Source organism: Conexibacter arvalis (genome assembly GCF_014199525.1).
Classification (GTDB): Bacteria; Actinomycetota; Thermoleophilia; order Solirubrobacterales; family Solirubrobacteraceae; genus Conexibacter; species Conexibacter arvalis.
In genome coordinates, this window is sequence record NZ_JACHNU010000002.1 from 655,095 (window position 1) to 678,024 (window position 22,930).

Here is a 22,930-nt window from a genome sequence, read left to right on the forward strand (position 1 = left end):
GGCGGCGCCGGCGCTCAGCGGGCGACGGCGGCGCCGGACTCGACGAGCGCGGCGTGGTCGCGCTCGTTCTGGTCGGCGTACGCCTCCGCGAAGCGCGCCAGCGCGCGGTCGAAGACGTCGCCGGAGCCAAGGTAGGCGGCGATCCGGCGCGTGTCGGCCGAGCGGGCGTGGGCGCGGGCGAGCGTCGCGCCGCACAGCTGGCCGTAGGCGGCCAGCGCCGTCGGCGCCATCTCGTCGAGGTCGGCCGACATCTTCCAGTCCCACAGCTGGCGGACGTAGAAGTCGCGCTTCTCGCCCGCGGGGTCGGTGACCGTCAGCCACCCGAGCAGCACGTCGCTGGCCGCCTGCATCAGCCACTGGCCCTCGACGACGCGGCGGCCGCCGTGGCGGTAGCGGCCGGCGCCCGCGTACGGCGCCAGCACCGACGGGCCGGCCTCCTTCGCCTGCAGGAACAGCGGGTCGTCGTCGCGCTCGCCGAGCAGCAGGACGATCCAGCAGCGCGTGCCGACGCTCCCGACGCCGACGACCTTGCGCGCCGCGTGGACGTAGCGGTAGCGCGACAGGAGGTTGGCGGTCGCGCCGGCGACGCTGTCGCGGTAGCTGGCGAGCAGCCCGCGCATCCCGGCCTCGACGTCGGGTGCGGCGCCGCCGGCCGCGGTCTCCTCGATCGGCACGAGCAGCGGCGGGTCGGAGACGATCCGGACGCTGCCGTCGACCGTCTCGGTCAGCTTCTCGAAGGCGCGCAGGCTGGTCTTGCCGTGGGCCTTCGCGAGATTGCGCTCGTAGCGGTCGCGCTCGTCGCGGCTGGCGCGCGCCCGCCATCTCTGCACCGTCCCCTCGAGGTCGACGCGCACCGACCACAGGTCGAGCAGCCGCATGCCGGAGAAGCGGCGCAGCGCCTCGCGGTACGCGCGCGCGGTCGCCGTCGTGGCGCGCTCGCGCTGCCCGTCGTCGAAGCCGCGGTCGCGGCCGGCGATCGCGACGCTCGCGACCAGCCGCTTGACGTCCCACTCCCACGGGCCGGGCGCCGTCTCGTCGAAGTCGTTGACGTCGAAGACGAGCGTGCGGTCGGGCGCGGCGAAGCCCCCGAAGTTGGCGAGGTGGGCGTCGCCGCACAGCTGGACGCGCGGGCCGGTGACCGGCGTCGCGGCGAGGTCGGCCGCCATCACGTTCGCGGCGCCGCGAAAGAAGGCGAACGGCGAGGCCGCCATCCGCTCCCGCCGCAGCGGCACCAGCTCGGCGAGCCGCGTCGCCTCCTGCCGCTCCAGCAGCCGCAGCGGGTCCGGCCGGTCGGCGGCCGGCTCCCAGTCGCCGTGCGCGCTGCGCGGCAGCGCCTTGCGCAGCGCCCGTCCGTCCGCGTCGGGACCGGCGCCGTCGCGTGCGCCCTGCACCGTCCCGTCTCCGCCGTGCCGGCTCATCGTGCCCCCACCTTCTCACGTCGCGCCGCTCCCGTCAGCGCCTTCCATACCGGATTGAGACCGGCCGCGGTTGGCAAGCGCGGCCCTGTCTGGGACCGTGGTCGGACCCGAGCGACTGGAGGACCGATGGGTGTCCATGCTTCCGGCGGCGGCGTATCCGCCAGCTCCGACGTCACGTCCCGCGCGCATCCCAGCGGCTGGGTCGTCTTCGCCGGGACGATGCTGGCGATCGTCGCGACGCTGAACATCATCTACGGCATTGCGGCGATCAGCGATTCCAGCTTCTTCGTCAACGATGCCCAGTACGTGATCAGCGGTCTCAACACGTGGGGCTGGGTGGCGCTGATCATCGGCTGCGTGCAGATGCTGTGCGCCTTCGGCGTGTGGGCGCAGAACACGGCGGCCGTGTGGGCCGGCATCGCCTTCGCGGGGCTGAACGCGATCGCGCAGCTGCTGATGCTGCCCGCGTACCCGTTCCTGTCGCTGGCGCTGTTCGGCGTCGACATGCTCGTGATCTACGGGCTGGCCGTCCACGGCACGCGGCAGCAGCAGCTGGCCTGAGCTGGATCGCCCGTTCGCTGAGGGTCAGGCGGCCGCGCGGAAGCGCGGCCGCCGGGGCCTCAGTGCCCGACCCGCTTGCCGGCCTCGGTCAGCACCTCGCCGAGGATCGCGGCGATCTCGTCGAACTGCTGCTGCTCGGCGACCAGCGGCGGCGAGATCTGCACGACCGGCTCGCCGCGGTCGTCGGCGCGGCAGATCAGGCCGGCGTCGAAGAGGCGCTCGGAGAGGAAGCCGCGCAGCAGGTCCTCGGACTCCGCGTCGCTGAAGAAGGCGTTGGTCTCCTTGTCCTTCACCAGCTCGACGGCGAAGAAGTAGCCGGTGCCGCGCAGGTCGCCGACGATCGGCAGGTCGAGCAGCGGCGCGAGCGTCTCGCGGAACCGCTCCTCGCTGGCGCGGACCTTCTGCGGCAGCTGCTCGCGCTCCATGATCTCGATGTTCTTCAGCGCGATCGCCGACTGGACCGGGTGGCCGCCGAAGGTGATGCCGTGCAGGTAGGTGGCGTCGCCCTCCAGGAACGGCGCGGCGACCTTGTCGGATGCGATCACGGCGCCGATCGACGCGTACGCCGAGGAGAGGCCCTTGGCGCTGGTGATCAGGTCGGGCCGGATGTCGTAGCGGTTGGAGGCGAACCAGTCGCCGATGCGGCCGAAGCCGGTGATCACCTCGTCGGCGACGAGCAGGACGCCGTGCTCGTCGCAGAGCTCGCGCACGCCCTTGAAGTAGCCCTCCGGCGGGGTGAAGGCGCCGCCGGAGTTCTGCACCGGCTCCATGATCACCATCGCGACCGTCTCCGGCCCCTCGGCGAGGATCGTCTGCTCCAGCTCGTCGAGCAGGAACTGCGTGAACTGCGCCTCGGTCTCCTCCGCCGGGCGGCGGAAGCGGTTGGTGTTGCGCAGCCGCGCGACCTGCGGGACGAGCGGCTCGAACGGGTTGCGGATCGGGCTGACGCCGGTGATCGAGAGGGCGCCGAGCGTCGAGCCGTGGTAGGCGACGTCGCGCGAGATCGCCTTCCAGCGGCGCTCGCCGTTGGCGGTGTGCCACTGGCGCGCGAGCTTCCACGCCGACTCGACCGCCTCCGAGCCGCCGGAGGTGAAGAAGACGCGGTTGAGGTCGCCGGGCGCCAGCTCGGCGACCTTCGCCGCCAGCTCGATCGAGCGCGGGTGGGCGTAGGACCAGTTGGTGTAGTAGGGCAGCTCGCGCATCTGCGCGGCGGCCGCCTCGCCGATCTCCTCGCCGTGGGAGTAGCCGATCTGGACGGCGAAGAGGCCGGCCAGGCCGTCGAGGTAGCGCTTGCCGTCGGCGTCGTAGAGGTAGGAGCCCTCGCCGCGCGCGATGATCGGCACCGGCGCGTCGGCGTACGCGCTCATGCGCGTGAAGTGCATCCAAAGGTGGTCTCTGGCGGCCTGCTGCAGGTCGAGGCCGGGGACGGTGGTGGGATTCGTGGCAGTCATCGCTCAGTGTCCGATCCGGATCGCGACATGCTTGATCTGCGTGTACTCCTCCATGGAGTAGATCGACATGTCCTTGCCGTAGCCCGACTCCTTGAAGCCGCCGTGCGGCATCTCCGAGGTGATCGGGACGAGGTGGTCGTTGACCCAGACGCAGCCGAACTCGAGGCGCCGCGACGCGTCCATCGCGCGGCCGACGCTCTCGGTGAAGACGGAGGCGGCGAGGCCGTAGCGCGAGTCGTTGGCCCACTCCAGCGCCTGCTCGTAGTCGTCGGCGCGCTGGACGGTGACGACCGGGCCGAAGACCTCGTTCTGGATGATCTCGGAGTCCTGCGCGGCGCCGGTGACGATCGTCGGGACGACGAACGAGCCGCCGGCCGGGCCGACGTCGCTGCCGCCGCCAGTCGCGATCTCGGCCCCGGCGGAGGTCGCGCGGTCGAGGAAGCCGAGCACGCGCTCCTGCTGCTTGGCCGAGATGACCGGGCCCATCTCGATCTCGTCGCCGTCGGCGGGGTCGCCGACCTTCAGCGACTCGACGGCGGGGACGAGCTTCTCCAGCAGCGCGTCGTAGACCTTCTTCGTCGCGATCACGCGCGTGCCGGCGGTGCAGTCCTGGCCGGAGTTGGCGTAGCCGGCGACGCGGATCGCCGCGGCGGTCAGGTCGAGGTCGGCGTCGTCGAGCACGACGACCGGCGCCTTGCCGCCCAGCTCGAGGTGGACGCGCGTGAGGTTGTCGGCGGCGGCGCGCGCGATCGTCTTGCCGGTGCGGACGTCGCCTGTCAGCGAGACGAGGCCGATCGCCCGGTGCGTCGACAGCGGCGCGCCGACGCCCGGGCCGTCGCCGGTGACGACGTTCAGCACGCCGGCCGGGATCACGTCGGCGGCCAGCTCGGCGAAGCGCAGCAGCGACAGCGGCGTGCCCTCGGCCGGCTTGAGGATCTGCACGTTGCCGGCCGACAGCGCCGGGCCCATCTTCCACGCTGCCATGTTGAGCGGGTAGTTCCACGGCGCGATGCCGGCGACGATGCCGATCGGCTCGCGGCGGATCATCGACGTGTAGCCCTTCATGTACTCGCCGGCCGACTTGCCCTCGAGATTGCGGGCGGCGCCGGCGTAGAAGCGCAGCAGGTCGGCCGAGGCGCTCACCTCGTCCTTGGCCATCTGCAGCGGCTTGCCGGTGTTGGCCGACTCCAGCGCGCCGAGCTCGTCGGTCGCGGCGTCCATCACGTCGGCCATCGCCAGCAGCACGGTCGCGCGCTCGCCGGGGGTCGCGTCGAGCCACTCGCGCTTGGCCGCCTTGGCGGCCTCGACCGCGCGCTCGACGTCGGCGGCGGTGCCCTCGGGCACGGTCGCGATCACGGCGCCGGTCGCGGGGTTGCGGATCTCGCGCGTCCCACCCTCGACGGCGTCGACCTGGCGGCCGCCGACGAAGTTGCGGAACGTGGTGCTCGGTGCGATGGAAGCCACGTGAAGCCTCTCGTCCTTCATTGCGGTTTGCGTACCCACACCCACCATACACTGAGGAATACGCACTTGCCAGCGAACTTCACTGCGCATGAGATCAACCGACGTCGGTTCGGATAGCATCGCCGGAATGGCCGACCGGAAACGCGGGATCGCGGGCAGCGCGACGCTCGACGACCTCGACCGCGCGCTCGTCGCCGCGCTGCAGGCCGACGGCCGCGAGTCGTTCCGCAACATCGCGCGGCGGCTGAACGTCGCGGAGGGGACGATCCGCAACCGCTACGAGCGGCTCTCCGACGCCGGCGTGCTCGACGTCGTCGGCGTCACCAACCCGCTCGCGCTCGGCTTCGACGCGATGGCGATGGTCGGCGTCAAGACGAGCGGCCGGCCGCAGCAGGTCGCCGAGGCGCTCTCCGGGATGGAGGAGGTCAGCTACGTCGTGATCGTCGCCGGGCAGTTCGACCTGCTGGTCGAGGTCGTCTGCACCGACCACGCCCACCTGCTGGAGATGACCGAGCGGCTGCGCGCCCTCGACGGGATCGTCACGACCGACACCTTCGTCTACCTCAAGCTCGCCAGACAGAGCTTCGAGCACGGCCAGCTTCCGCGCCGCTGAGGCTGAGCGGCGCGCGGCGCGCGGACGCGAGCTGCGTCGATCTGCCTACCGCTGCGGTAGGCAGATCGACGCAGCTCGTGCGCCGACGAATACCCTCCTTTGGTGGCGATCGACGGCAACGGCGGACAGACGACCCCCAGGCGGCGCCAGCTGCTCGCCCAGCTCGCCGCGCCGCTGCGCTCGTTCATCGCGACCGAGGCCGGCAGCGCCGGGCTGCTGCTCGCCGCCACGATCGTCGCGCTGCTGTGGGCCAACTCGCCCGCCTCCGACTCCTACGAGTCGTTCTGGCACACCGAGCTGGCGATCCGGCTCGGCGACTGGAACCTCGACCTCGACCTGCGCCACTGGCTCGACGAGGGGCTGATGGCGCTGTTCTTCTTCGTGATCGGGCTCGAGGTGCGGCGCGAGTGGTCGCTCGGCGAGCTGCGCGACCGCAGCCGCGTCGTCGTCCCGGTGATCGCCGGCGTCGGCGGCATGGTCGTGCCGGTGCTCCTCTACCTGCTGGTCTCGCCGTCGGAGGCGAACCACGGCTGGGGGATCGTGATCGCGACCGACACGGCGTTCATGCTCGGCGCGATGGCGATCGTCGGGCCGGCCTGCCCGACGCAGCTGCGCGTCTTCCTGCTGACCCTGTCGATCGTCGACGACATCGTCGCGATCAGCGTGATCGGGATCGTCTACTCCTCCGCGCTCGACGCGATCGCGCTGATCGTCGCGATCGCCTGCCTGGCGGGGATCGCGACGCTGTCGCAGCTGCGCGTCTGGCGCGGCTCGGCGTACGCGCTGCTCGGTGCCGGGCTGTGGCTGGCGACGCTGATCGCCGGGCTGCACCCGACGATCGCCGGCATGGCCGCCGGCCTGCTCGTCGCCGCCTACGCGCCGACCAGAGCGCAGGTCGACGAGGCCGCCTCCAGAGCGCACGCCTTCCGCCAGTCGCCGCTCGCCAGCGTCGCGCGCGACGCGACCCGCAGCGTCGAGCGGGCGCTCTCGCCCAACGAGCGCATGCAGGAGCTGCTGCACCCGTGGACCAGCTACGTGATCGTGCCGCTGTTCGCGCTCGCCAACGCCGGCGTCGACCTGCGCGGCGGCGCGCTCGGCGACGCGCTCGGCTCGCCGCTGACGTGGGCGATCGTCGCCGGCCTCGTCGGCGGCAAGACGATCGGCATCGCGCTCGGCGCGCTCGGCGCCGTGCGGGCGCGGCTGGGGAAGCTGCCGGAGGGGGTCGGCGAGGGGCAGGTCGTCGGCGGCGCGGCGCTGTCGGGGATCGGCTTCACCGTCTCGCTGCTGATCGCCGGGCTCGCCTTCGAGGACTCGACGTTCGTCGAGGAGGCGAAGATCGGCGTCCTGCTCGCGGCGGCGCTCGCGGTCGTGACCGGCTGGGTCGCCTTCCGGCTCGCCGCGGTCCTGCGCGGCGAGGTCTCCGCTGGCCTGCCGACCGTGCTCGACCCGCCGGTCGACCCCGAGCGCGACCACATCCGGGGGCCGCTCGACGCGCCGCTGACGCTGGTCGAGTTCGCCGACTTCGAGTGCCCCTTCTGCGGCCGCGCGACCGGGATGGTGAGGGAGCTGCGCAGACGGTTCGGCGACGACCTGCGCTACGTCGTGCGGCATCTGCCGCTGGTCGACGTCCACCCCCATGCCGAGCTGGCCGCGCAGGCGATGGAGGAGGCCGGCGAGCAGGGCAGATTCTGGGAGATGCACGACAAGCTCTTCGACCACCAGGACGAGCTCGAGTTCGAGGACCTGCTCGGCTACGCCGGCAGGCTCGAGATCGACGTCGAGGAGCTGGCGCGGGCGCTGCAGGACGGCCGCCACGCCGCCCGCGTGCGCACCGACGTCGCGAGCGCGGAGGCGAGCGGCGTCCGCGGAACGCCGACCTTCTTCGTCAACGGCAGACGCCACGTCGGCCCCTACGACGCCGAGACGCTCGCGCGCGAGCTGCTCGAGACGGCGCCGCGGCGGGCCGGAGCCGAGCCCGCGGCGACATAACGGCGGACTCTCACCCTCAGGTCGAGGGTGAGACGCCACGGCGGGAGTGCCGGTGTGGCGGGCGATCAGGCGCTGAGCGGCAGCGCGGCCGCGCCGTCCGGCCCCTCCCCCGCCCACCAGCCCGCAATCGCCTCGTCGAGAACGCTGCCGAGCGCCGCCGCCTCGGCCCGCGGCGGCACGACCGTCACGCGCGCGCCGATCGCGGCCAGCTCTGCGCGCGTCCGCGCGACCGCCGCCTCCTCCTGGAAGCCCGGCAGGACCAGCACGGGCAGCCCGCCGGCGTCGCACGCCGGACGCTCCCACCCGGGGACGACGGGCAGGGCGGCGTCGAGCGCGACGACGCCGGCGAGCAGCTCGGGGACGATCGCGGCCAGCGCAAGCGCCAGCTCGCCGCCCTGGCCGTGGCCGATCAGCAGCGGCGCGCCCCACTGCTCGCGCGCGCCGGTCGTCAGCTGCTCCACCGCGTAGAGCGCGTCGCCGAAGCTCGCCGGCTCGGTCTCGCCGTCGATCGATCTGACGAACCAGCGTCTGCCGACGTGCGCGCGGCTGAGGTAGAGGAACCGCAGCGGCTCCGGGACGACCAGCGCGCGCGCCGGCGCGGCCACGCGCGCCAGCGCGGTCAGCCGCTCGACGTCGGTGCCGGTGCCCTGGAGCACGATCGCGGGAGCGGCGGGATCGCTCCCGCCGCCCGGCTCGACGAGCCCGTAGATCAGGCCGGCCCGGTCGAGCGCCTCCACCCCGCTACACCTCCTTGACCGGCTCGCTGCTCGCGTTCTCGCCGGCGGTGAAGCCGAGCGCGACGCCGGGGCCGAGCGTGCCGCCAGCCGACCAGTACGCCTGGCCGGCGAGCGAGGCGACGCAGTTGCCGGCGCCGTAGAGGCCCTTGATCGGCTGGCCGGAGACGTGCAGGACGCGGCCGTTGGTGTCGACGACCGGGCCGCCGTTGGTGTCGAGCGTGCCGCCGCCGATGAGGATGCAGTGGTACGGGCCCGAGCCGGCGAACGGGTACATCGACGGGTTCTTGTCGTTGCCTCTGCGGCGGGGGCCGCCCCACGAGACCTGGATCGGCGTCGAGCCGCGGCCGAACTCGGGATCGCGGCCGTCGCGGGCGTAGGAGTTGAATCTCTCGATCGTGCGCGAGAGGTTGTCGGCGAAGCCGTCGGCGAGGCGCACGCTCGGGCCGATCGCGCCGTTGACGGCGACTCTGCCGCGCAGCTTGTCGAGCCGCTTCTGGATGTTCGAGGCCAGCTCGCCGATCGTCTGGCCGGAGATCACGAACGGCGATCTTCTGCCGGGCACCGGTATCGGCATCCCGTACGCCTGCATCGGGTCGTTGGCGACGACGTCGTCGTAGACGAAGAACTGGACGAGGTTCGGGTATTCGCCGCGCGTCGTGTCCCAGACGAAGTGGCTCTGCGTGTGCTCGTTGTACGGGGTCTTCTCGCTCGCGACGCGGACGCCGTAGCGGTTGACCATCACCATCGCGTCGCCCGGCGGGATCCACAGGTCGTCGACGACCGAGGAGTTGGCGAGCGCCTGCTCCAGCACGTGCTGGACGAAGAAGCCGTTGCGCATGTTGCCGAGCCGCGCGCCGAGCTGGCTGGCCATGTCGATGAAGTCGCCGGTGTTGGTCGGCACGGCGCAGCCGCCGAAGATCGGCCCGCGCAGGTAGTTCATCACCTTCGAGCGGTCCTGCGTGAAGCCGCCGGTGCCGAAGACGACGGCGCGCTTGGCGCGGTAGAGGCGCTCGCCCTCGGGCGTCTGCGCCTGGACGCCGACGACCTCGCCCTTCGAGTTCGTCGCGATCTGGACGACGTGCTGGCTGGTGAGGACTCTCACGCCCTGTCTGCGCGCGTAGGTCGCGAGACCGGTCATGAGGCTGCCGCCACCGCCGCCCTCGGAGCCGACCGGGTGGAGCGTGCGGCCGTACGGCGCTCTGTTCTCCGGCAGGTGGGCGTGGTACTCGGGATGGGTCCAGTCGATCCCGTCGGTCGCGTTCTGCGTCGGCAGCAGCGCCGCGATCTCCGATCTGATCACGCCGCCTCTCTCGAGCCGCTCGAACACCTGCGGCGCGAGGTCGTAGAAGCTGCTGAGCGCCTCGTGGCTGAATCTGTCGAGGCCGCTGTAGGGCGCCTGCGGGTCGTAGACCGACGGGAAGGCGAGCCGCGCCATCAGCTTGACGGCCCATTCCTTCGGATCTCTGACGCCGTGCTCGCGCCGCATCACGTGGTTGTTGGGGACCCAGTAGGCGCCGCCGGAGCGGGCGGTCGTGCCGCCGATCGCGGCCGCCTTCTCGAGCAGGAGCACTCTCGTGCCGCCCTGCGCGGCGCCGACCGCCGCGGCGAATGCCGCGCCGCCGCCGCCGACCACGATCACGTCGGCCTCGGCGTCGAAGGAGCGCCCGGCGGCGCGGGCGACGCGCGGGGCGCCGGCCAGCGCCGCGCCTCCGGCGACCGCGCCGGCCGCCGCCAGCAGCGAGCGTCGCGAGACCTTCGAGTCCTGCGGCATCGTCGAGTCTGCGGCCATCTTTCTCCTCCAACTACACAAATTTATCTACCTCTACTGGGGCGACTATCGCATATTTTGCGTCACTCGTGTACGGTCTCGGTGCGCCTCTGCCGCGTGCCCCGTCGACCTGGAGAGCCCTGCCATGCCGTCTCGTGTTGTCCGCCTTCTCGCCATCGCCTGCGCCTGCCTCGGCCTGACCTTCGGGCTCGCCGCCTGCGGCGGGAACGACGACGACAAGGGGATCGAGCTGACCGAGCTGCCGGCCAACCCGCAGAACGGCAGCTCGCCCGGCAGACCGGACACCGGCAGACTCGGCAACGCCGCCGGCAGCTCCGGCGGAGCCGCCGCCGACACGGGCGGCGACGAGGCCGCGAGCGACGGCGGCGAGGCGGGCGGCGACGTCGCCGCGAGCGACGGCGGCGACGAGGCCGACGGCGGTGCCGAGGAGGCGGCCGGCGGCAGCGGCGGCGGCTCGACCCCGGCCGGCAAGGAGATCTTCACGCAGAGCTGCGCCGGCTGCCACACGCTCGCGGACGCCGGCGCGACCGGCTCGGTCGGCCCCAACCTCGACGAGACGAGACTCGACGAGGCCGGCATCGCCGCGATGGTCAGAAGCGGCGGCGGCGGGATGCCGTCGTTCGGCGGCACGCTCCAGCCGGAGCAGATCGACGAGGTCGCCGCCTACATCGCCGCCGCCAAGGGCTCCTGACCGCTCCCGGGACGGCCAGCGTCGCGCCGGTCGTCCCATCCCACTAGATTGTCGCGTCGCGGGTCGCGGAGGCCCGCAGCGATGACCGACGACGACCTTCCCGACCCACCGCTCGGACCCCGGCTGCGCGACCTGCGCAGAGCGCGTGGCCTCTCGATCAAGGAGGCCGCCGCCAGGGCCGGCATCTCCGCGTCGTTCCTGTCGCTGGTCGAGCGCGGGCAGAGCGACCTGGCGATGAACCGGCTGCTGCGCCTGCTGCAGATCTACGACGCGTCGGTCGTCGAGCTCGTCTCGCCCTCCCAGCCGCGCTCGGCGGTCGTCCGCCGTGGCGAGGAGGTGCGCGTCACCTCGGCCGGCGAGCAGATCGACGCCTATCTGCTCGTCGCCGACACCGACCGCCCGCTCGTGCCGATGATCTGGGTCTACGAGCCGGGCGCGGCGATGAAGGAGCAGGCCTCCCTGCCGACCGACCACTTCAGCCACGTGATCGCCGGCTCGATCGTCGTCGAGACCGACGACGGCGACCAGGCGCTGGCGGCCGGCGACACGATCTACCTGCGCGCCGGCCGCCGCTTCCGCATCCGCAACGTGGGCGACGAGCCAGCCCGCATCCTTGGCTGCGGGGTCCACATGGTGCCCGGCGTGCCGGGGCTGTCGGGCTGAGCGCCGCCGCGGGCGCGGGGTGGTGCGGCGCGGGCGCCCGCGCGGGCGCCCGTCCGACCGCCGGGCTCAGCGCATGCTGCAGCCGAGCCCCTCCTGAGCCGCCTCGTCGACCCGGGCGCCCTTGCCGTCGTGCGTTCTGCCGTCTCTCGTCGCCATCGCGGCGGCGAAGTCCTCGAGGACGGCCGGGAAGGCGCCCTCCCTCGCCATCTCGCGCAGCACCGCGGCGTCGCTCACGCGCGCCATCGCCGCGGCGGCCGCGGCCACGCCGGCTCTGTCGCCGGCTCCACGCGCCGCAGCCCAGCGGTCGATCCAGGCGCACGAGACCGTGCCGATCACCGTCGCGCCGAGCTGATAGCGGTCCCGCACCAGCTCGCCGTCCTTCAGTCCGGTGCTGTCGAAGCCCGGCGGCAGCGGCACGTCGGCGAGCATCTCGTCGACCGTCGCGGGCCGCTGGTCGAGCACGACGGCTCTCGCCGGCAGCGCCGCGAGCCAGTCGCTGAGCGTCGCCTGGCGCAGCGAGCGCAGCAGGTCGGCGAACCCGCCTGCCGTCAGTCGCGCCGCCGGCAGGAACTGAGGCGGGTGCGCGCGCGACGGTCTCGACGGCGGCGGCGGTGCGGTGGCGCCGACCTGGAACTCGAACGTGAAGTCGCCGGCCTGCCACAGCGCGGTGTGGAAGCCGCGTCCCTGTGAGAGCACGGCCGCCCGCCGCCCGCTGTCGAGCGCGACGTCGGGCAGGCGCTCGGCGTCGCGGGCACGGGAGTCGAGCGACGCGTCGAGCGAGCCGGCCCGCCAGTGCAGCTCGAGCTTCGCGCCGTCGCGCTCGAAGGTCATCTCGCCGTCGCGGCCGTGCTCGTCGGCGCGCGTCACGCGCCAGCCGTGCGGCAGCAGGTAGCGCGGCGGCTGGGCCTTCGCCCCTCGGCCGGCCTGCTCGACGGCCCCGTTCGGACCCGTGCCGGCCGGCGACGTCGCCGAGGGCGTCGTCGCTGGCGGAAGCTGGTCGGATGCCCCGTCGACGCCGGTCACGGCCGGACCGGTGGCTCCGTCCGTCGCGACCGGGCCGCCCGCTCCGGCGGGCCCGCCGGCTCCGGCCGGGCCGCCGGCGGGCGACGAGCCGCTGCCTGCGATGCCGACCGCCAGCCCGACGCCCGCGAGCGCGATCAGCGCGGTCGAGGCGACGAGCGCGGCGAGCCGCGGACGGCCGCCGTGCCCGTCGCCGCGCAGCGGCGCGAGCGCACGACGGCGTCGGCGCGCGGCGATCGCGCTCGCCAGCTCCCGCTCGCCGTCGAGCGCAAGCGCCGCGACCTCCTCGTCGGAGATCGGCGCCAGTGCGCGCAGGCGCGCTTCGTCGGTGGTCATCGCAGGTTCTCCTTCGCGAGGTCGGGCGTCGGAACGGCCGCGTCGAGCGTGGGCGTGAGCGGATGCGCGCGGAGCGACCGCGGCGGCGGCTGCGCGGCGGCGGCCGGGTCGCGCTCCTCGCGCTCCTCGGCCTCCTCGTCCGCCAGTGCGTCGCGGAGGCGGGCGCGGGCGCGGTGGAGGCGGGTGCGGACGGTCTCGGGCGGGATGCCGAGGACGACCGCGATCTGGGACGGCTCCAGCTCCTCCCAGCCGACGAGGAGGACCAGCTCGCGGTCGGCTTCGGGGAGGCGGGCGAGCGCCGCGGCCAGCCTGCCCTGCTCGCCGTCGCCGGCCGGAACGGCTCCGTGACGCGGCAGCGCGGCGGTCAGCTCGCCGCGCAACCGCTCGGCCAGCCCGCCGCGGCGCCGCGCGCCGCGACGGTGGTTGGCGAGCACGCGGCGCGCCACGGCGAGCAGCCACGGGAGCGCCGCCGAGCCGGCCGGAACGTCGTCGAGCTTGCGCCAGGTGACCAGGAAGGTCTCGGCGAGCACGTCGGCGGCGTCGGCCGGCTGCTCGACCCGGCGCAGCGCGTAGCCGAGCACGGCGCGCCGATGGCGGTCGTACAGCAGCTCGAAGCGCTCGCGCTCGGCGGCGTCCGTCATGTCGGTTCGTCGTCGTCGCATCGCACGGGAGATGTCCGGCACCCCGCCGAGCGTTTCAGGCGCGCCGCCGCGACGCGCTGCCGCCCGCTCCGCCGCGCTCGCCCGCCCCGCCGCCCTCGCCGACCCGCCGCGCTCGCCCGCCCCGCTGCCGCGCCGCCCCGCCCCGCGCCCGCCGCGCCGCGCCCGTCCCGCCGCCGCGCCGCCCCGCCATCCGCCCCGCCCCGCGCCCGCCGCGCCGCGCTCGACCGCTCAACGGCTTCCGCGGCCAAGCGCGGCCGCCAGCTCGCGGTCGGGGCGGCGGGTGACGTCGTGGTGGGTGAAGCGCAGCAGCAGGATGCCGTGGAGGGCGAGGCGGTTGCCCTTCTCCCGATCGCGCTGGAATGCCTTGCGGGTGCCGTGGGACTGCCAGCCGTCGGCCTCGACCGCGACCTGGGCGTCCGGCCACCAGGCGTCGACCTCGCAGCCGTGGACGACGACGTTCGTAAGTGGGCGCGGGAGGCCGGCCCGCTCGACCGTCGTCAGGAACGCGCCCTCCAGCTCGGAGCGCAGCACGGTCAGCCTATGCGCCCGCGCGTCGGCGAGCGCGGCGCGGATCGCGGCGTGACCGCCGCCCGGACGGTTGCGCGTCCGCTCCAACACCCGCTCGATCTCGCGCACGTCGTTGCGGCGGAGCCGCTCGGCCTCGTGGAGCGCCCGGCGCAGATGGTCGGGCGGCACGACGTCCGCCAGGTCGACGAGCGTGCGGGCGAGCGTCGTCACGGGGATGCCGCCGATCTCGGTCGTCTCCTCGCGCGGAAGCGCGGCGCGGTGGAGGCGAGCTCCGTTGGGCGCTCGGCGCTTGGCGTCGACGGTCAGGTCGATCAGCCGGTGGTTGGCCGGGCGGATCCCGTGCATCCCCGCGGCATCGCGGTGGCTGACGACGGCTCCGCGCCCAGCCGCGAAGACGGCTGCGAGCAGACGGCCGTCGCGGCTCAGCCGTCGGTGCCCGACCGCGTACACCCCGCGGTGGACGAGATGAAGGCGCCCGGAGCGGAGCCGCACCTTGATCTGCTGCGCGGTCACCCCTGCCCCGACGAGCTGCCTCCGATGAACCACACCAAACTGTCGAAACGCCAGCTCGGCGAGCGTTCGGTCCGGAACACCGGTCGTTTGGGGGTCTATATGACCCTCAAACGACCGGAGTTCCGACTCGGGCGGCATGGGCCGCCAGCTTCACAGGGGCGCTGGGATCGGCGCTACGGCCGATCCCAGCGGGACTGCGGAGGAGCGGCTACGCCGCTGCCGGGACGGTGTCGCTGAACAGGTCGCCCCGCTCGGCCAGCTCGACCAGCGAGGCCGGCGGCTCGAAGCGCTCGCCGTACTTGGCGGCCAGCTCGCGGGCGCGGGCGACGAAGGCGGCGGGGCCGGTGCCGTGGGCCGGGTGCTCGTAGCCGTTGACGTACTGCAGCACGCCGCCGCTCCAGGCCGGGAAGCCGATCCCGAAGATCGAGCCGATGTTGGCGTCGGCGACCGACTCGATCACGCCCTCGTCGCGGCACTTCACGGTCTCGATCGCCTCGACGAACATCATCCGCTCCTCGAGGTCGCGGAGGTCGATCTGCGAGGGGTCGGAGACGGGCGGGAACGCCTGCGCGAGACCCTCCCAGATGCCGGTCCGTCTGCCGTCGGCGTAGGCGTAGAAGCCGCGGCCCTCGAGCTTGCCGGGACGGTCGAACTCGTCGAGCATGCGGTCGATCACGCCCTCGGAGGGGTGGCCTTCCCAGCCGGAGGCGATCGCGCCGGCGTCCTGCGCCGCCTTGCGGATCTTGCGCATCAGCTTCAGGTTCAGCTCGTCGCTGAGCTGGAGCACCGGAGCCGGGTAGCCGGCCCGCGAGGAGGCCTGCTCGATCGTCGGGGCCGGGATCCCCTCGGTCAGCATCGAGATGCCCTCGTTGATGAAGGTGCCGATCACGCGCGAGGTGAAGAAGCCGCGCGAGTCGTTGACGACGATCGGCGTCTTCTTGATCTGCTTGGCGACGTCGAGCGCGCGCCAGACCGTCTCGTCGGAGGTCGCCTCGCCCTTGATGATCTCCAGCAGCGGCATCTTGTCGACGGGGCTGAAGAAGTGCAGGCCGATGAAGTCGGCCGGCCGCGAGACGCCCTCGGCCAGCTCCGTGATCGGCAGCGTCGAGGTGTTGGAGCCCAGCAGCGCGTTCGGCGCCAGGTGGGGCTCGATCTCGGCGAAGACCTTCGCCTTCACCGCCGGATCCTCGAAGACGGCCTCGATCACGAGGTCGGCGCCGGCCGCCGCGGCCGGGTCGGTCGTCGGCGTGATCAGCGCCAGCAGCGCGTCGGCCTTCTCCTGCGTCGTCTTGCCGCGCGAGACGGCCTTCTCGCACAGTCTCAGCGAGTAGCCCTTGCCGCGGTCGGCCGCCTCCTGCGAGACGTCCTTCAGCACGACCTCGATGCCGGCCTTCGCGCAGACGTACGCGATCGCCGCGCCCATCATGCCGGCGCCGAGGACGACGGCCTTTCTGGCGCGGTAGGGCTCGACGTCGGCCGGACGGCCGCGGTCGCCGTTGACCTGCTGCAGGTCGAAGAAGAACGCCTGGATCATGTTCTTCGAGATCCGGCCGGTCGCCAGCGAGATGAAGTAGCGCCCCTCGATCTCGATCGCCGAGTCGAAGTCGACCTGCGCGCCCTCGATCGCCGCCGCCATGATCGCCGCCGGGGCCGGATAGTTGGCGCCCTTCAGCTGCTTCTTCAGGTTGGCCGGGAAGGCCGGCAGGTTCATCGCCAGCGCCGGCGTCGACGGCGTGCCGCCGGGGATCTTGTACTTCTTGTCGGCGTCCCACGGCTGCTGCGCCTCGGGATTCTCGGCGATCCACTGCTTCGCGGCCGGGATCAGCTCCTTGGGCGTCGCGACCAGCTCGTCGACGATGCCGAGCTCCTTCGCCTTGCCCGGGCGGACTCTCTGGCCCTGGAGCAGCAGGCCCATCAGCGCGCCGACGATCCCGAGCATGCGGACCGTGCGGACGACGCCGCCGGCGCCCGGCAGCAGGCCGAGCGAGACCTCGGGGAAGCCGAGCTGGATCTTGGGCGAGTCGACCGCGATCCGGTGGTGCGTGGCGAGCGCGATCTCCAGGCCGCCGCCGAGCGCGGTGCCGTTGAGGGCGGCGACGACCGGTCTGCCCAGCTGCTCCAGGCGGCGCAGCTGGCTCTTGACCTCTCTCAGGTAGGTCGCGAACTCGTCGGCGTTCTCGGGCGTGACGGCTCTCAGGTTGTTGAGGTCGCCGCCGGCGAAGAAGGTCGACTTCGCGGAGGTGAGGATGACGCCCTTGATCGAGTCCTTCTCGGCCTCGAGTCTGTCGACCGTCGCGCCCATCGAACGGGCGTAGGCCTCGTTCATCGTGTTGGCGCCCTGGTTCGGGTCGTCCAGCGTCAGGACGACGATCCCGTCGTCGCCCTTCTCCCAGCGGATCGTCGTGCTCTCACTCATCAGATCGCCTCCACGACCGTCGCGATGCCCATGCCGCCGCCGACGCAGAGCGTCGCGAGGCCGTATCTGCCGCCCGTGCGGTGCAGCTCGTCGATCAGCGTGCCAAGGATCATGCCGCCGGTCGCGCCGAGCGGATGGCCCATCGCGATCGCGCCGCCGTTGACGTTGACCTTCTCCATGTCGAGGTCCATGTCCTTGACGAAGCGCAGGACGACCGCGGCGAAGGCCTCGTTGATCTCGACGAGGTCGAGCTGGTCCTTCGTGATGCCGGCCTTCGCCAGCGCCTTCTTGGAGGCCGGCGCGGGGCCGGTCAGCATGATCGTCGGGTCGGCGCCGGAGACGGCCGTCGCGAGGATGCGGGCGCGCGGCTTCAGGCCGAGCTCCTCGCCGGTCTTCGCGTTGCCGATCGCCAGCAGCGAGGCGCCGTCGACGATGCCGGAGCTGTTGCCCGGCGTGTGGACGTGGTCGATTCTCTCGACCCAGTGGTACTTCTGCAGCGCGACGGCGTCGAAGCCGCCCATCTCGCCCATCGCGGCGAACGACGGCTTCAGGTTGCCGAGCGTCTCGACGGTCGTGCCGGGGCGGATGAACTCGTCGTGGTCGAGCACGACGTGGTCGTTGATGTCGAGCACCGGGACGACCGACTGCTTGAAGCGGCCCTCGGCCTGCGCGGCCGCGGCGCGGTCCTGCGAGCGGACGGCGTAGGCGTCGACGTCGTCGCGGCTGAAGCCCTCGACGGTCGCGATCAGGTCGGCCGAGATCCCCTGCGGGACGAAGTCGGTCTCGAGGTTGGTGGCGGGGTCGAGCGCCCACGCGCCGCCGTCGGTGCCCATCGGGACGCGCGACATCGACTCGACGCCGCCGGCGAGGACGAGGTCCTCCCAGCCGGAGGCGACCTTCTGCGCGGCGACGTTGACCGCCTCCAGGCCCGAGGCGCAGAAGCGGTTGAGCTGGACGCCGGCGACCGTGTCCGGCAGCCCGGCCTTCAGCGCGGCGGTCTTCGCGATGTCCATCCCCTGGTCGCCGACCGGCGTGACGCAGCCGAGCACGACGTCGTCGATCCGCTTGGGATCGAAGCCGGCGTTGCGCGACAGCATCTCGTGCATCAGCCCGACGACGAGGTCGACCGGCTTGGTGGTGTGCAGGGACCCGTTGGACTTGCCCTTGCCGCGCGGCGTGCGAAGGGCGTCGAAGACGAGCGCTTCGGTGCTTGACATGTCTCCTACCTCGTTCTGAGCTCGTGTGAGGCGGCCCCGACGGCCCGCCCGCGCGGGCCTGATTGGCCGGTCAACCAACATCGTGGCAGGTCGAGCGCGGCCGATGTCGAACATCGCGCGCGCGGCGGGAGGCGGGCGGCTCAGCGCTCGCCGTCAGCGGCCGCGCCGTCGCGCTCGCCGGGGGCCGAGTCGGCTGGCGCGCCGTCGCGCTCGTCCGGCGCCCGCTCGCCGTGCTCCCCCCGCGCCGCGCGCTCTCTCTCGACGCGCCGGCGGCGGCGTCTCACCTCCTGCCAGCCGATCGCGATCGCGATCAGCAGCGGCATCCACCATCTCGACGCCTCCAGGATCGCCTGCAGCCACGCCGGCAGCGTGATGTCGGGGAGGTCGACCGACGGCAGCGGGATGCGCGGCAGGTCGATGCTCGGGAGCGGGATGTCGGGAGGATCGATCGAGACGTCGGGCAGCAGCGAGATCAGCAGGCGTACGATCAGGCCGAAGCCGACGAGGCCGAGCAGCAGCTTGCCGCCGGCGATCGCGACGTGGCGCGCGGCGTAGAGGACCGGCCGCTCGTCGGCGAGCGCGTCGAGCTGCGCGGCGCGCGTCCCGGGCGGCGGGCGCAGCGGCAGCGTCTCGCCGCCGTCGAGGTGGGCGACGCATCTGCGCACCTCGCCGCGCCAGCCCCAGCTGACCTTCACGTTCACGGCCTCGCCTCTGAGCGTGACCTCGCCGGCGCCGCTCGACCGCTCGTCGACCTGCTCGCCGTCGACGAGCAGCCGCGCGCGGGACTTCCAGCCGCTGCCGTCGGCCTCGACCTCGATGCGGTGGCCGTCGACCTCCAGCCACCAGCGCGGCTGCGACGGCGCGGCGGTCGCGTCGGGCTGCTCGGTCATCCCGCCGCATCGTATGCGCGCCACGATGTCGGCGCGTGCCGGCCCCGCGTGATCGTTGGCGCTCTGTACAGGACAGTCCTGTACAGAGCGCCAACGATCGCTGCTAGGGCACGAGCGCGGCGGCGAGCGCCGGGGCGAGGTCGCCCCTGCTCGCGACCTCGACGCCGGCGGCGAGGTCGAGCCAGGCGGCGACCTGACGCAGCTCGGCGGCCAGCTCGGCGGCGATCTCGTCGCGACCGGCACCGGCGCTCTCCTCGGCGAAGGCGGCTTGGACGCGCAGCACGCCCGCCTGGCGGTCGGACTTGAGGTCGACCCGCGCGACCAGCGCGTCGCCCAGGAGGAACGGCAGCACGTAGTAGCCGTGGACCCGTCTCGGCGCCGGGACATAGATCTCGATCCGGTAGCGGAAGCCGAAGAGCCGCTCGGTCCGCGGGCGGAACCATATGAGCGAGTCGAACGGGCTCAGCAGCGCGCGGGCGGCGACCCTCCGCGGCCGTCGCGCCGCCGGCCACAGGTACGCGGGCGCGTTCCAGCCCTCGACCTCGACCTCCAGCAGCTCGCCGGCCGCGACCAGCTCCGCCACGCGCGCCTTCGACTCCCTGCGCGGGAGGCGGAAGTAGTCGCCGAGGTCGGGCTCGGTCGCGACGCCCAGCGCCCGCGCCGCGACCCGCACCAGCTCCCGCTGCGCCTCCTCGACCGGCGGCGTCGGGGTCGCGAGCACCGATGCCGGCAGCACCCGCTCGGGCAGGTCGTAGCGGCGCTCGAAGTTGACGCGGCGGGCGGCGGTCACCTGGCCCGACCAGAAGAGGTACTCGAGCGCGACCTTGCCCTCGTGCCAGTTCCACATCTCGCCCGGGCGCCGTCTCGCCCGCTCCGCCGCGGAGGTGTCGTTGGCGCGGATCGGCCCCTGCTCGCGCACCAGCTCCAGCACCTCCTCGACGAGGTGCGGATGCTCGGCCGCGAGGCGCCGGATGCCGCCCCACGCGTCCCTGTCGGCGCGCGCCATCCGCCAGCGCAGGTGGGGCTGGAGCCGCAGCGGGACGAGCGACGCCTCGTGCGCCCAGTACTCGAACAGCTCCCGCCTGATCGGCCCGTCGGTGTGCGCGGCGAGGCGGTCGAGCGCCTCGCGCGGGTACGGGCCCAGCCGCGAGTAGAGCGGCATGTAGTGGGTCCGCTGGAAGACGTTGACCGAGTCGAGCTGGACGACCCCGACGCGGTCGAGCACCCGCCGCAGGTGGCGGGCGTCGACCCGCCCCGTCGGCCGCGGGTCGGCGAAGCCCTGGGCGGCGAGCGCGATCCGGCGCGCCGCGGCGGCGGTCAGCCGGCGCGGCGCGCGGCGCTCGTTGGTCTCGTCGGCGGCCACGGCCGCCGTGATGCTAGTTGACCTTGCGGAACGTGATCGTGATGCGGCCGGTCGTGCGCACCCGACCGCCCTCGACCTTCGTCACGTCGCTCAGCCGGTGGACGACGATCACCTTGCCGGGGGCGCCGCCCGCGGTCAGCGGGGCGGTCCGCTGCAGTCTCGGGTCGAGGAAGTCGAGCGGGTCGACGACCCCGGCCGGCAGCTCGACCGGGCAGTCGGGCAGCGGCGAGGGCTCGGTGAACGACGCGCCCGAGACGAAGCCGCCGAGCCGGTCGCGGCCGAAGTAGCCGACGATCACGTTCGCCTCGACCGCGCCGGTTCTGGTGCACTGCGGCGGCTCGCCGCTCCCGTCGCCGCCGAATGCGCCGCAGTCGCCCGCGGCGCTCTTCGTCTCGGCGCCGTCGCGGACGGCGTCGATCCTGACCGGCACGAACGTCCAGATCCCCTTCGTGCCGACCCGCCGCAGGATCGGGCTGCCGCCCGGCAGCGTCAGCGCGTCGACGGTCGCGGCGGCGGTCGACCGGAGCGTCAGCGTCTGTCTCCCGCTGCCCTTCGCGATCACCTTGCAGGCGCCCTCGTGCCTCGAACGGTCGTACGACCAGGTCGACGTCTGGGTGCCGGCGACGGTGACCTTGTAGCGGGCCTTGCGGGTCGCCTTGCCGCGCGGCTGGGCCGGGACCCTGATCGCGTCGACGAACGGCGAGGCCGGGAACGGCGCCGGCGTGCCGGGGCCGGTGACGGTGAACTGGCGGACGGCCTCGAACGTCGAGCCGGCCTGTCTGACCTGGACGACGACGTTGCCGGCGAGCGCCTCGCTTCTCAGCAGCGCGTCCGCGGCGAACTGCTCGACGCCGACCGGCACGGGGACTCTGAACGTGACGGTCCTGCCGGCGGGGATGCTGCGCCTCCCCCTCAGCGCCCCCTCGGCGCCGTGCGGCAGCTGCTCGACGCCGCCGCGGGTTCTGTACGGCAGCACGTTCAGCTTGCCGAGCGCGAGCGTGCAGCCCGGTGTGCAGCTCGCTCTCAGCGTCAGCACGCGCAGGCGCGGGTCGGGTCTCGCGATCGAGACCCTCAGCTCGACCGGCTGGGTCGCGGCGGAGGCGGCGCCCGGCAGCGCCGCCGCTGTTGCGGCGAGCGCGAGCAGTCCGAGCAGGGCCCGCCCGCGCGCGCGGGAAGTCGTTGACATGGGCGGCGACGGTACGGCGAGGGGCGCTCCTCCGCATGGGGGAGCTGCCTCGCCCGGTGCGCGCGGACCTCCCGCCTACGGGCGCTTCTGCGCGATCGGCAGCCAGACGTGGAAGACGGTCCGCCCCGGTCTGGAGTCGACCGAGAGGCTGCCGCCGTGGCGGTCGGTCACGATCCGCCGCGCGACGTCGAGGCCGAGGCCGGTGCCGGAGCCGACCTCCTTCGTCGTGAAGAACGGGTCGAAGACGCGGCTCTTGACGTCGTCGGGGATCCCGGGGCCGTCGTCGCCGACCTCGACGACGACGCAGTCGCCCTCGCGGCGGGTCGAGAGCGTGATCGTGCCGGCGTCGCCGAGCGCCTGGATCGCGTTGTGGATCAGGTTGGTCCACACCTGGTTGAGCTCCGAGCCGCGCATCTCGACCCTCGGCAGCGACCTGTCGTAGTCGCGCACGACCTCGATCGACGTGTGCTTCAGCTTGTGCTTCATCACCCTCCAGCGTCGTGTCGAGGCCCTCGTGGACGTCGGCGACGACGACCTCGCCGCGGTCCATGAACGCGTACGACTTGACGGCGCCGACCAGCTCGCTCATGCGGTCGGTCGACTCGGCCAGCTCGTCGGCGAGCGTGTGCGCCTGCAGCGAGGCGGCGACCCATCTGACGACCGCGTCGACGGCGTCGCCGGCGATCCCGGCGACCTTGCGGACCCACGCCTCGTCGGCGCCGGCGGCGACCAGCGGCTCGGCCCACCGCCATCCCTCCGCGACGCCCAGCTCGTCGAGCAGGTCGCCGATCGCGTCCTCTGCGTCGGCGCGCTCGAGCGCGCTCAGCGGCTCCTGCTCGCGGGCCTGCTCCTGGAGCGCGTCCTTGCACGCGACGACCTTTCCCGCCTCGGCTCGGTCGACGCCGGCCTCGACCAGCTTCGCGACCATCTGCTCGTAGACCGCGAGCGTCTCGGCGAGGTCGGCCGAGGCGCGCTTGGCGGCCGCCGCCGGGTTGTTCAGCTCGTGCGCGAGCCCGGCCGCCATCGTGCCGAGCGAGGTGAGCCGCTCGCGGTTGGCCTCGCGCTCGGTGCTGCGGCGGATCACCGGCCGCATCTGGCGCATCACGCGCTCGAAGACCGGCCGCGTCCGCAGCACCAGCTCGACGAAGCGGTCGCGCGGGATCGTCGCGATCCGCCCCGGCGTCTCCGCCTCCATCCGCACCTGGTGCCAGCCGAGCGTCAGCGTCGGGATCGCGCCGACCCACGTCGGCGCGACCTGGACTCCCTCGGGCTCGACGCGGCCGTCGGCGACCGAGGAGACGCGCAGCCTGCCGGCGAGCAGCAGGTGGAGGCCGTAGCCCTCCTGCCCGGCCTCGACGACCCGCTCGCCGACCGCGACGTCGCGCACGTCGGCGGCGCCGACCCACGGCTCCAGCTGCTCGTC

Annotated in this window: 20 protein-coding genes; 6 read left to right on the plus strand and 14 right to left on the minus strand. The window is 73.3% G+C overall.

Annotated elements, in window-relative coordinates; all coding sequences use genetic code 11:
- Positions 1–14 precede the first annotated feature (14 nt).
- Positions 15–1,418 (minus strand): DUF2252 domain-containing protein, encoded by a 1,404-nt coding sequence (locus BDZ31_RS11680; protein WP_183342194.1) that lies wholly within the window; start codon positions 1,416–1,418, stop codon positions 15–17.
- Between the two features lie 126 nt (positions 1,419–1,544).
- Here BDZ31_RS11680 and BDZ31_RS11685 point away from each other — a divergent pair, with 126 nt between their 5' ends.
- On the plus strand, positions 1,545–1,979 hold the full coding sequence (locus tag BDZ31_RS11685) for a DUF7144 family membrane protein (protein WP_183342196.1): 435 nt from the start codon (positions 1,545–1,547) through the stop codon (positions 1,977–1,979).
- 59 nt (positions 1,980–2,038) lie between these two features.
- On the opposite strand, the gene BDZ31_RS11690 is transcribed toward BDZ31_RS11685, so the two are convergent.
- Positions 2,039–3,430, minus strand: coding sequence for an aspartate aminotransferase family protein (locus tag BDZ31_RS11690; protein ID WP_183342198.1), 1,392 nt, complete (start codon positions 3,428–3,430; stop codon positions 2,039–2,041).
- Positions 3,431–3,433: 3 nt separating this feature from the next.
- Positions 3,434–4,915, minus strand: coding sequence for an aminobutyraldehyde dehydrogenase (locus BDZ31_RS11695; RefSeq protein WP_183342200.1), 1,482 nt, complete (start codon positions 4,913–4,915; stop codon positions 3,434–3,436).
- Between the two features lie 106 nt (positions 4,916–5,021).
- On the opposite strand from BDZ31_RS11695, the gene BDZ31_RS11700 reads away from it, so the two are divergent.
- Positions 5,022–5,507: an Lrp/AsnC family transcriptional regulator gene (locus BDZ31_RS11700; RefSeq protein ID WP_183342202.1), complete on the plus strand. Its 486-nt coding sequence runs from the start codon at positions 5,022–5,024 to the stop codon at positions 5,505–5,507.
- A 102-nt stretch (positions 5,508–5,609) separates the two neighbouring features.
- On the plus strand, positions 5,610–7,496 hold the full coding sequence (gene nhaA, locus BDZ31_RS11705; protein ID WP_183342204.1) for a Na+/H+ antiporter NhaA: 1,887 nt from the start codon (positions 5,610–5,612) through the stop codon (positions 7,494–7,496).
- Positions 7,497–7,561: 65 nt separating this feature from the next.
- On the opposite strand, the gene BDZ31_RS11710 is transcribed toward nhaA, so the two are convergent.
- Complete coding sequence (locus tag BDZ31_RS11710; protein WP_183342206.1) at positions 7,562–8,233, minus strand: alpha/beta hydrolase; 672 nt, start codon at positions 8,231–8,233, stop codon at positions 7,562–7,564.
- A 4-nt stretch (positions 8,234–8,237) separates the two neighbouring features.
- Positions 8,238–10,022, minus strand: a complete 1,785-nt coding sequence (locus BDZ31_RS11715) for an FAD-dependent oxidoreductase (protein WP_183342209.1) — start codon at positions 10,020–10,022, stop codon at positions 8,238–8,240.
- A 124-nt stretch (positions 10,023–10,146) separates the two neighbouring features.
- Here BDZ31_RS11715 and BDZ31_RS11720 point away from each other — a divergent pair, with 124 nt between their 5' ends.
- Positions 10,147–10,713: a c-type cytochrome gene (locus BDZ31_RS11720; protein ID WP_183342211.1), complete on the plus strand. Its 567-nt coding sequence runs from the start codon at positions 10,147–10,149 to the stop codon at positions 10,711–10,713.
- A gap of 81 nt (positions 10,714–10,794) precedes the next feature.
- Positions 10,795–11,376: a helix-turn-helix domain-containing protein gene (locus tag BDZ31_RS11725; RefSeq protein WP_183342213.1), complete on the plus strand. Its 582-nt coding sequence runs from the start codon at positions 10,795–10,797 to the stop codon at positions 11,374–11,376.
- Positions 11,377–11,442: 66 nt separating this feature from the next.
- Here BDZ31_RS11725 and BDZ31_RS11730 read toward each other — a convergent pair whose 3' ends face one another.
- The 9 genes from BDZ31_RS11730 to BDZ31_RS24930 form a co-directional block, all read right to left on the minus strand.
- Positions 11,443–12,732, minus strand: coding sequence for a hypothetical protein (locus tag BDZ31_RS11730; protein WP_183342215.1), 1,290 nt, complete (start codon positions 12,730–12,732; stop codon positions 11,443–11,445).
- Complete coding sequence (locus BDZ31_RS11735; RefSeq protein WP_183342217.1) at positions 12,729–13,373, minus strand: RNA polymerase sigma factor; 645 nt, start codon at positions 13,371–13,373, stop codon at positions 12,729–12,731. The genes BDZ31_RS11730 and BDZ31_RS11735 overlap by 4 nt, the downstream gene beginning before the upstream one ends.
- 249 nt (positions 13,374–13,622) lie before the next feature.
- Entirely contained in the window at positions 13,623–14,435 is an 813-nt protein-coding gene (locus BDZ31_RS11740; protein WP_343075573.1) for a hypothetical protein, read from the minus strand.
- 208 nt (positions 14,436–14,643) lie between these two features.
- On the minus strand, positions 14,644–16,851 hold the full coding sequence (locus BDZ31_RS11745; protein ID WP_183342219.1) for a 3-hydroxyacyl-CoA dehydrogenase NAD-binding domain-containing protein: 2,208 nt from the start codon (positions 16,849–16,851) through the stop codon (positions 14,644–14,646).
- Positions 16,851–18,068, minus strand: coding sequence for an acetyl-CoA C-acetyltransferase (locus BDZ31_RS11750; RefSeq protein WP_183342221.1), 1,218 nt, complete (start codon positions 18,066–18,068; stop codon positions 16,851–16,853). The genes BDZ31_RS11745 and BDZ31_RS11750 overlap by 1 nt, the downstream gene beginning before the upstream one ends.
- 140 nt (positions 18,069–18,208) lie before the next feature.
- Positions 18,209–18,958: a hypothetical protein gene (locus BDZ31_RS11755; protein ID WP_183342223.1), complete on the minus strand. Its 750-nt coding sequence runs from the start codon at positions 18,956–18,958 to the stop codon at positions 18,209–18,211.
- Positions 18,959–19,061: 103 nt separating this feature from the next.
- Positions 19,062–20,321, minus strand: coding sequence for a DNA glycosylase AlkZ-like family protein (locus tag BDZ31_RS11760; RefSeq protein ID WP_183342225.1), 1,260 nt, complete (start codon positions 20,319–20,321; stop codon positions 19,062–19,064).
- A gap of 13 nt (positions 20,322–20,334) precedes the next feature.
- On the minus strand, positions 20,335–21,507 hold the full coding sequence (locus tag BDZ31_RS11765; RefSeq protein WP_183342227.1) for a hypothetical protein: 1,173 nt from the start codon (positions 21,505–21,507) through the stop codon (positions 20,335–20,337).
- Between the two features lie 75 nt (positions 21,508–21,582).
- Complete coding sequence (locus BDZ31_RS24930) at positions 21,583–21,993, minus strand: sensor histidine kinase (protein ID WP_246344913.1); 411 nt, start codon at positions 21,991–21,993, stop codon at positions 21,583–21,585.
- A 566-nt stretch (positions 21,994–22,559) separates the two neighbouring features.
- On the opposite strand from BDZ31_RS24930, the gene BDZ31_RS24935 reads away from it, so the two are divergent.
- A complete protein-coding gene (locus BDZ31_RS24935; RefSeq protein WP_246344915.1) occupies positions 22,560–22,844 on the plus strand; it encodes a hypothetical protein in 285 nt (94 codons plus the stop codon).
- Positions 22,845–22,930: the final 86 nt, after the last annotated feature.

What these genes read in the sequence shown, in the direction of transcription:
- BDZ31_RS11680 (WP_183342194.1), bottom strand. Translation starts at nt 1,418, where the DNA reads ATGAGCCGGCACGGCGGAGACGGGACGGTGCAGGGCGCACGCGACGGC.
- BDZ31_RS11685 (WP_183342196.1), top strand. Translation starts at nt 1,545, where the DNA reads ATGGGTGTCCATGCTTCCGGCGGCGGCGTATCCGCCAGCTCCGACGTC.
- BDZ31_RS11690 (WP_183342198.1), bottom strand. Translation starts at nt 3,430, where the DNA reads ATGACTGCCACGAATCCCACCACCGTCCCCGGCCTCGACCTGCAGCAG.
- BDZ31_RS11695 (WP_183342200.1), bottom strand. Translation starts at nt 4,915, where the DNA reads ATGAAGGACGAGAGGCTTCACGTGGCTTCCATCGCACCGAGCACCACG.
- BDZ31_RS11700 (WP_183342202.1), top strand. Translation starts at nt 5,022, where the DNA reads ATGGCCGACCGGAAACGCGGGATCGCGGGCAGCGCGACGCTCGACGAC.
- BDZ31_RS11715 (WP_183342209.1), bottom strand. Translation starts at nt 10,022, where the DNA reads ATGGCCGCAGACTCGACGATGCCGCAGGACTCGAAGGTCTCGCGACGC.
- BDZ31_RS11720 (WP_183342211.1), top strand. Translation starts at nt 10,147, where the DNA reads ATGCCGTCTCGTGTTGTCCGCCTTCTCGCCATCGCCTGCGCCTGCCTC.
- BDZ31_RS11725 (WP_183342213.1), top strand. Translation starts at nt 10,795, where the DNA reads ATGACCGACGACGACCTTCCCGACCCACCGCTCGGACCCCGGCTGCGC.
- BDZ31_RS11730 (WP_183342215.1), bottom strand. Translation starts at nt 12,732, where the DNA reads ATGACCACCGACGAAGCGCGCCTGCGCGCACTGGCGCCGATCTCCGAC.
- BDZ31_RS11735 (WP_183342217.1), bottom strand. Translation starts at nt 13,373, where the DNA reads ATGACGGACGCCGCCGAGCGCGAGCGCTTCGAGCTGCTGTACGACCGC.
- BDZ31_RS11745 (WP_183342219.1), bottom strand. Translation starts at nt 16,851, where the DNA reads ATGAGTGAGAGCACGACGATCCGCTGGGAGAAGGGCGACGACGGGATC.
- BDZ31_RS11750 (WP_183342221.1), bottom strand. Translation starts at nt 18,068, where the DNA reads ATGTCAAGCACCGAAGCGCTCGTCTTCGACGCCCTTCGCACGCCGCGC.
- BDZ31_RS11755 (WP_183342223.1), bottom strand. Translation starts at nt 18,958, where the DNA reads ATGACCGAGCAGCCCGACGCGACCGCCGCGCCGTCGCAGCCGCGCTGG.
- BDZ31_RS11765 (WP_183342227.1), bottom strand. Translation starts at nt 21,507, where the DNA reads ATGTCAACGACTTCCCGCGCGCGCGGGCGGGCCCTGCTCGGACTGCTC.
- BDZ31_RS24930 (WP_246344913.1), bottom strand. Translation starts at nt 21,993, where the DNA reads ATGAAGCACAAGCTGAAGCACACGTCGATCGAGGTCGTGCGCGACTAC.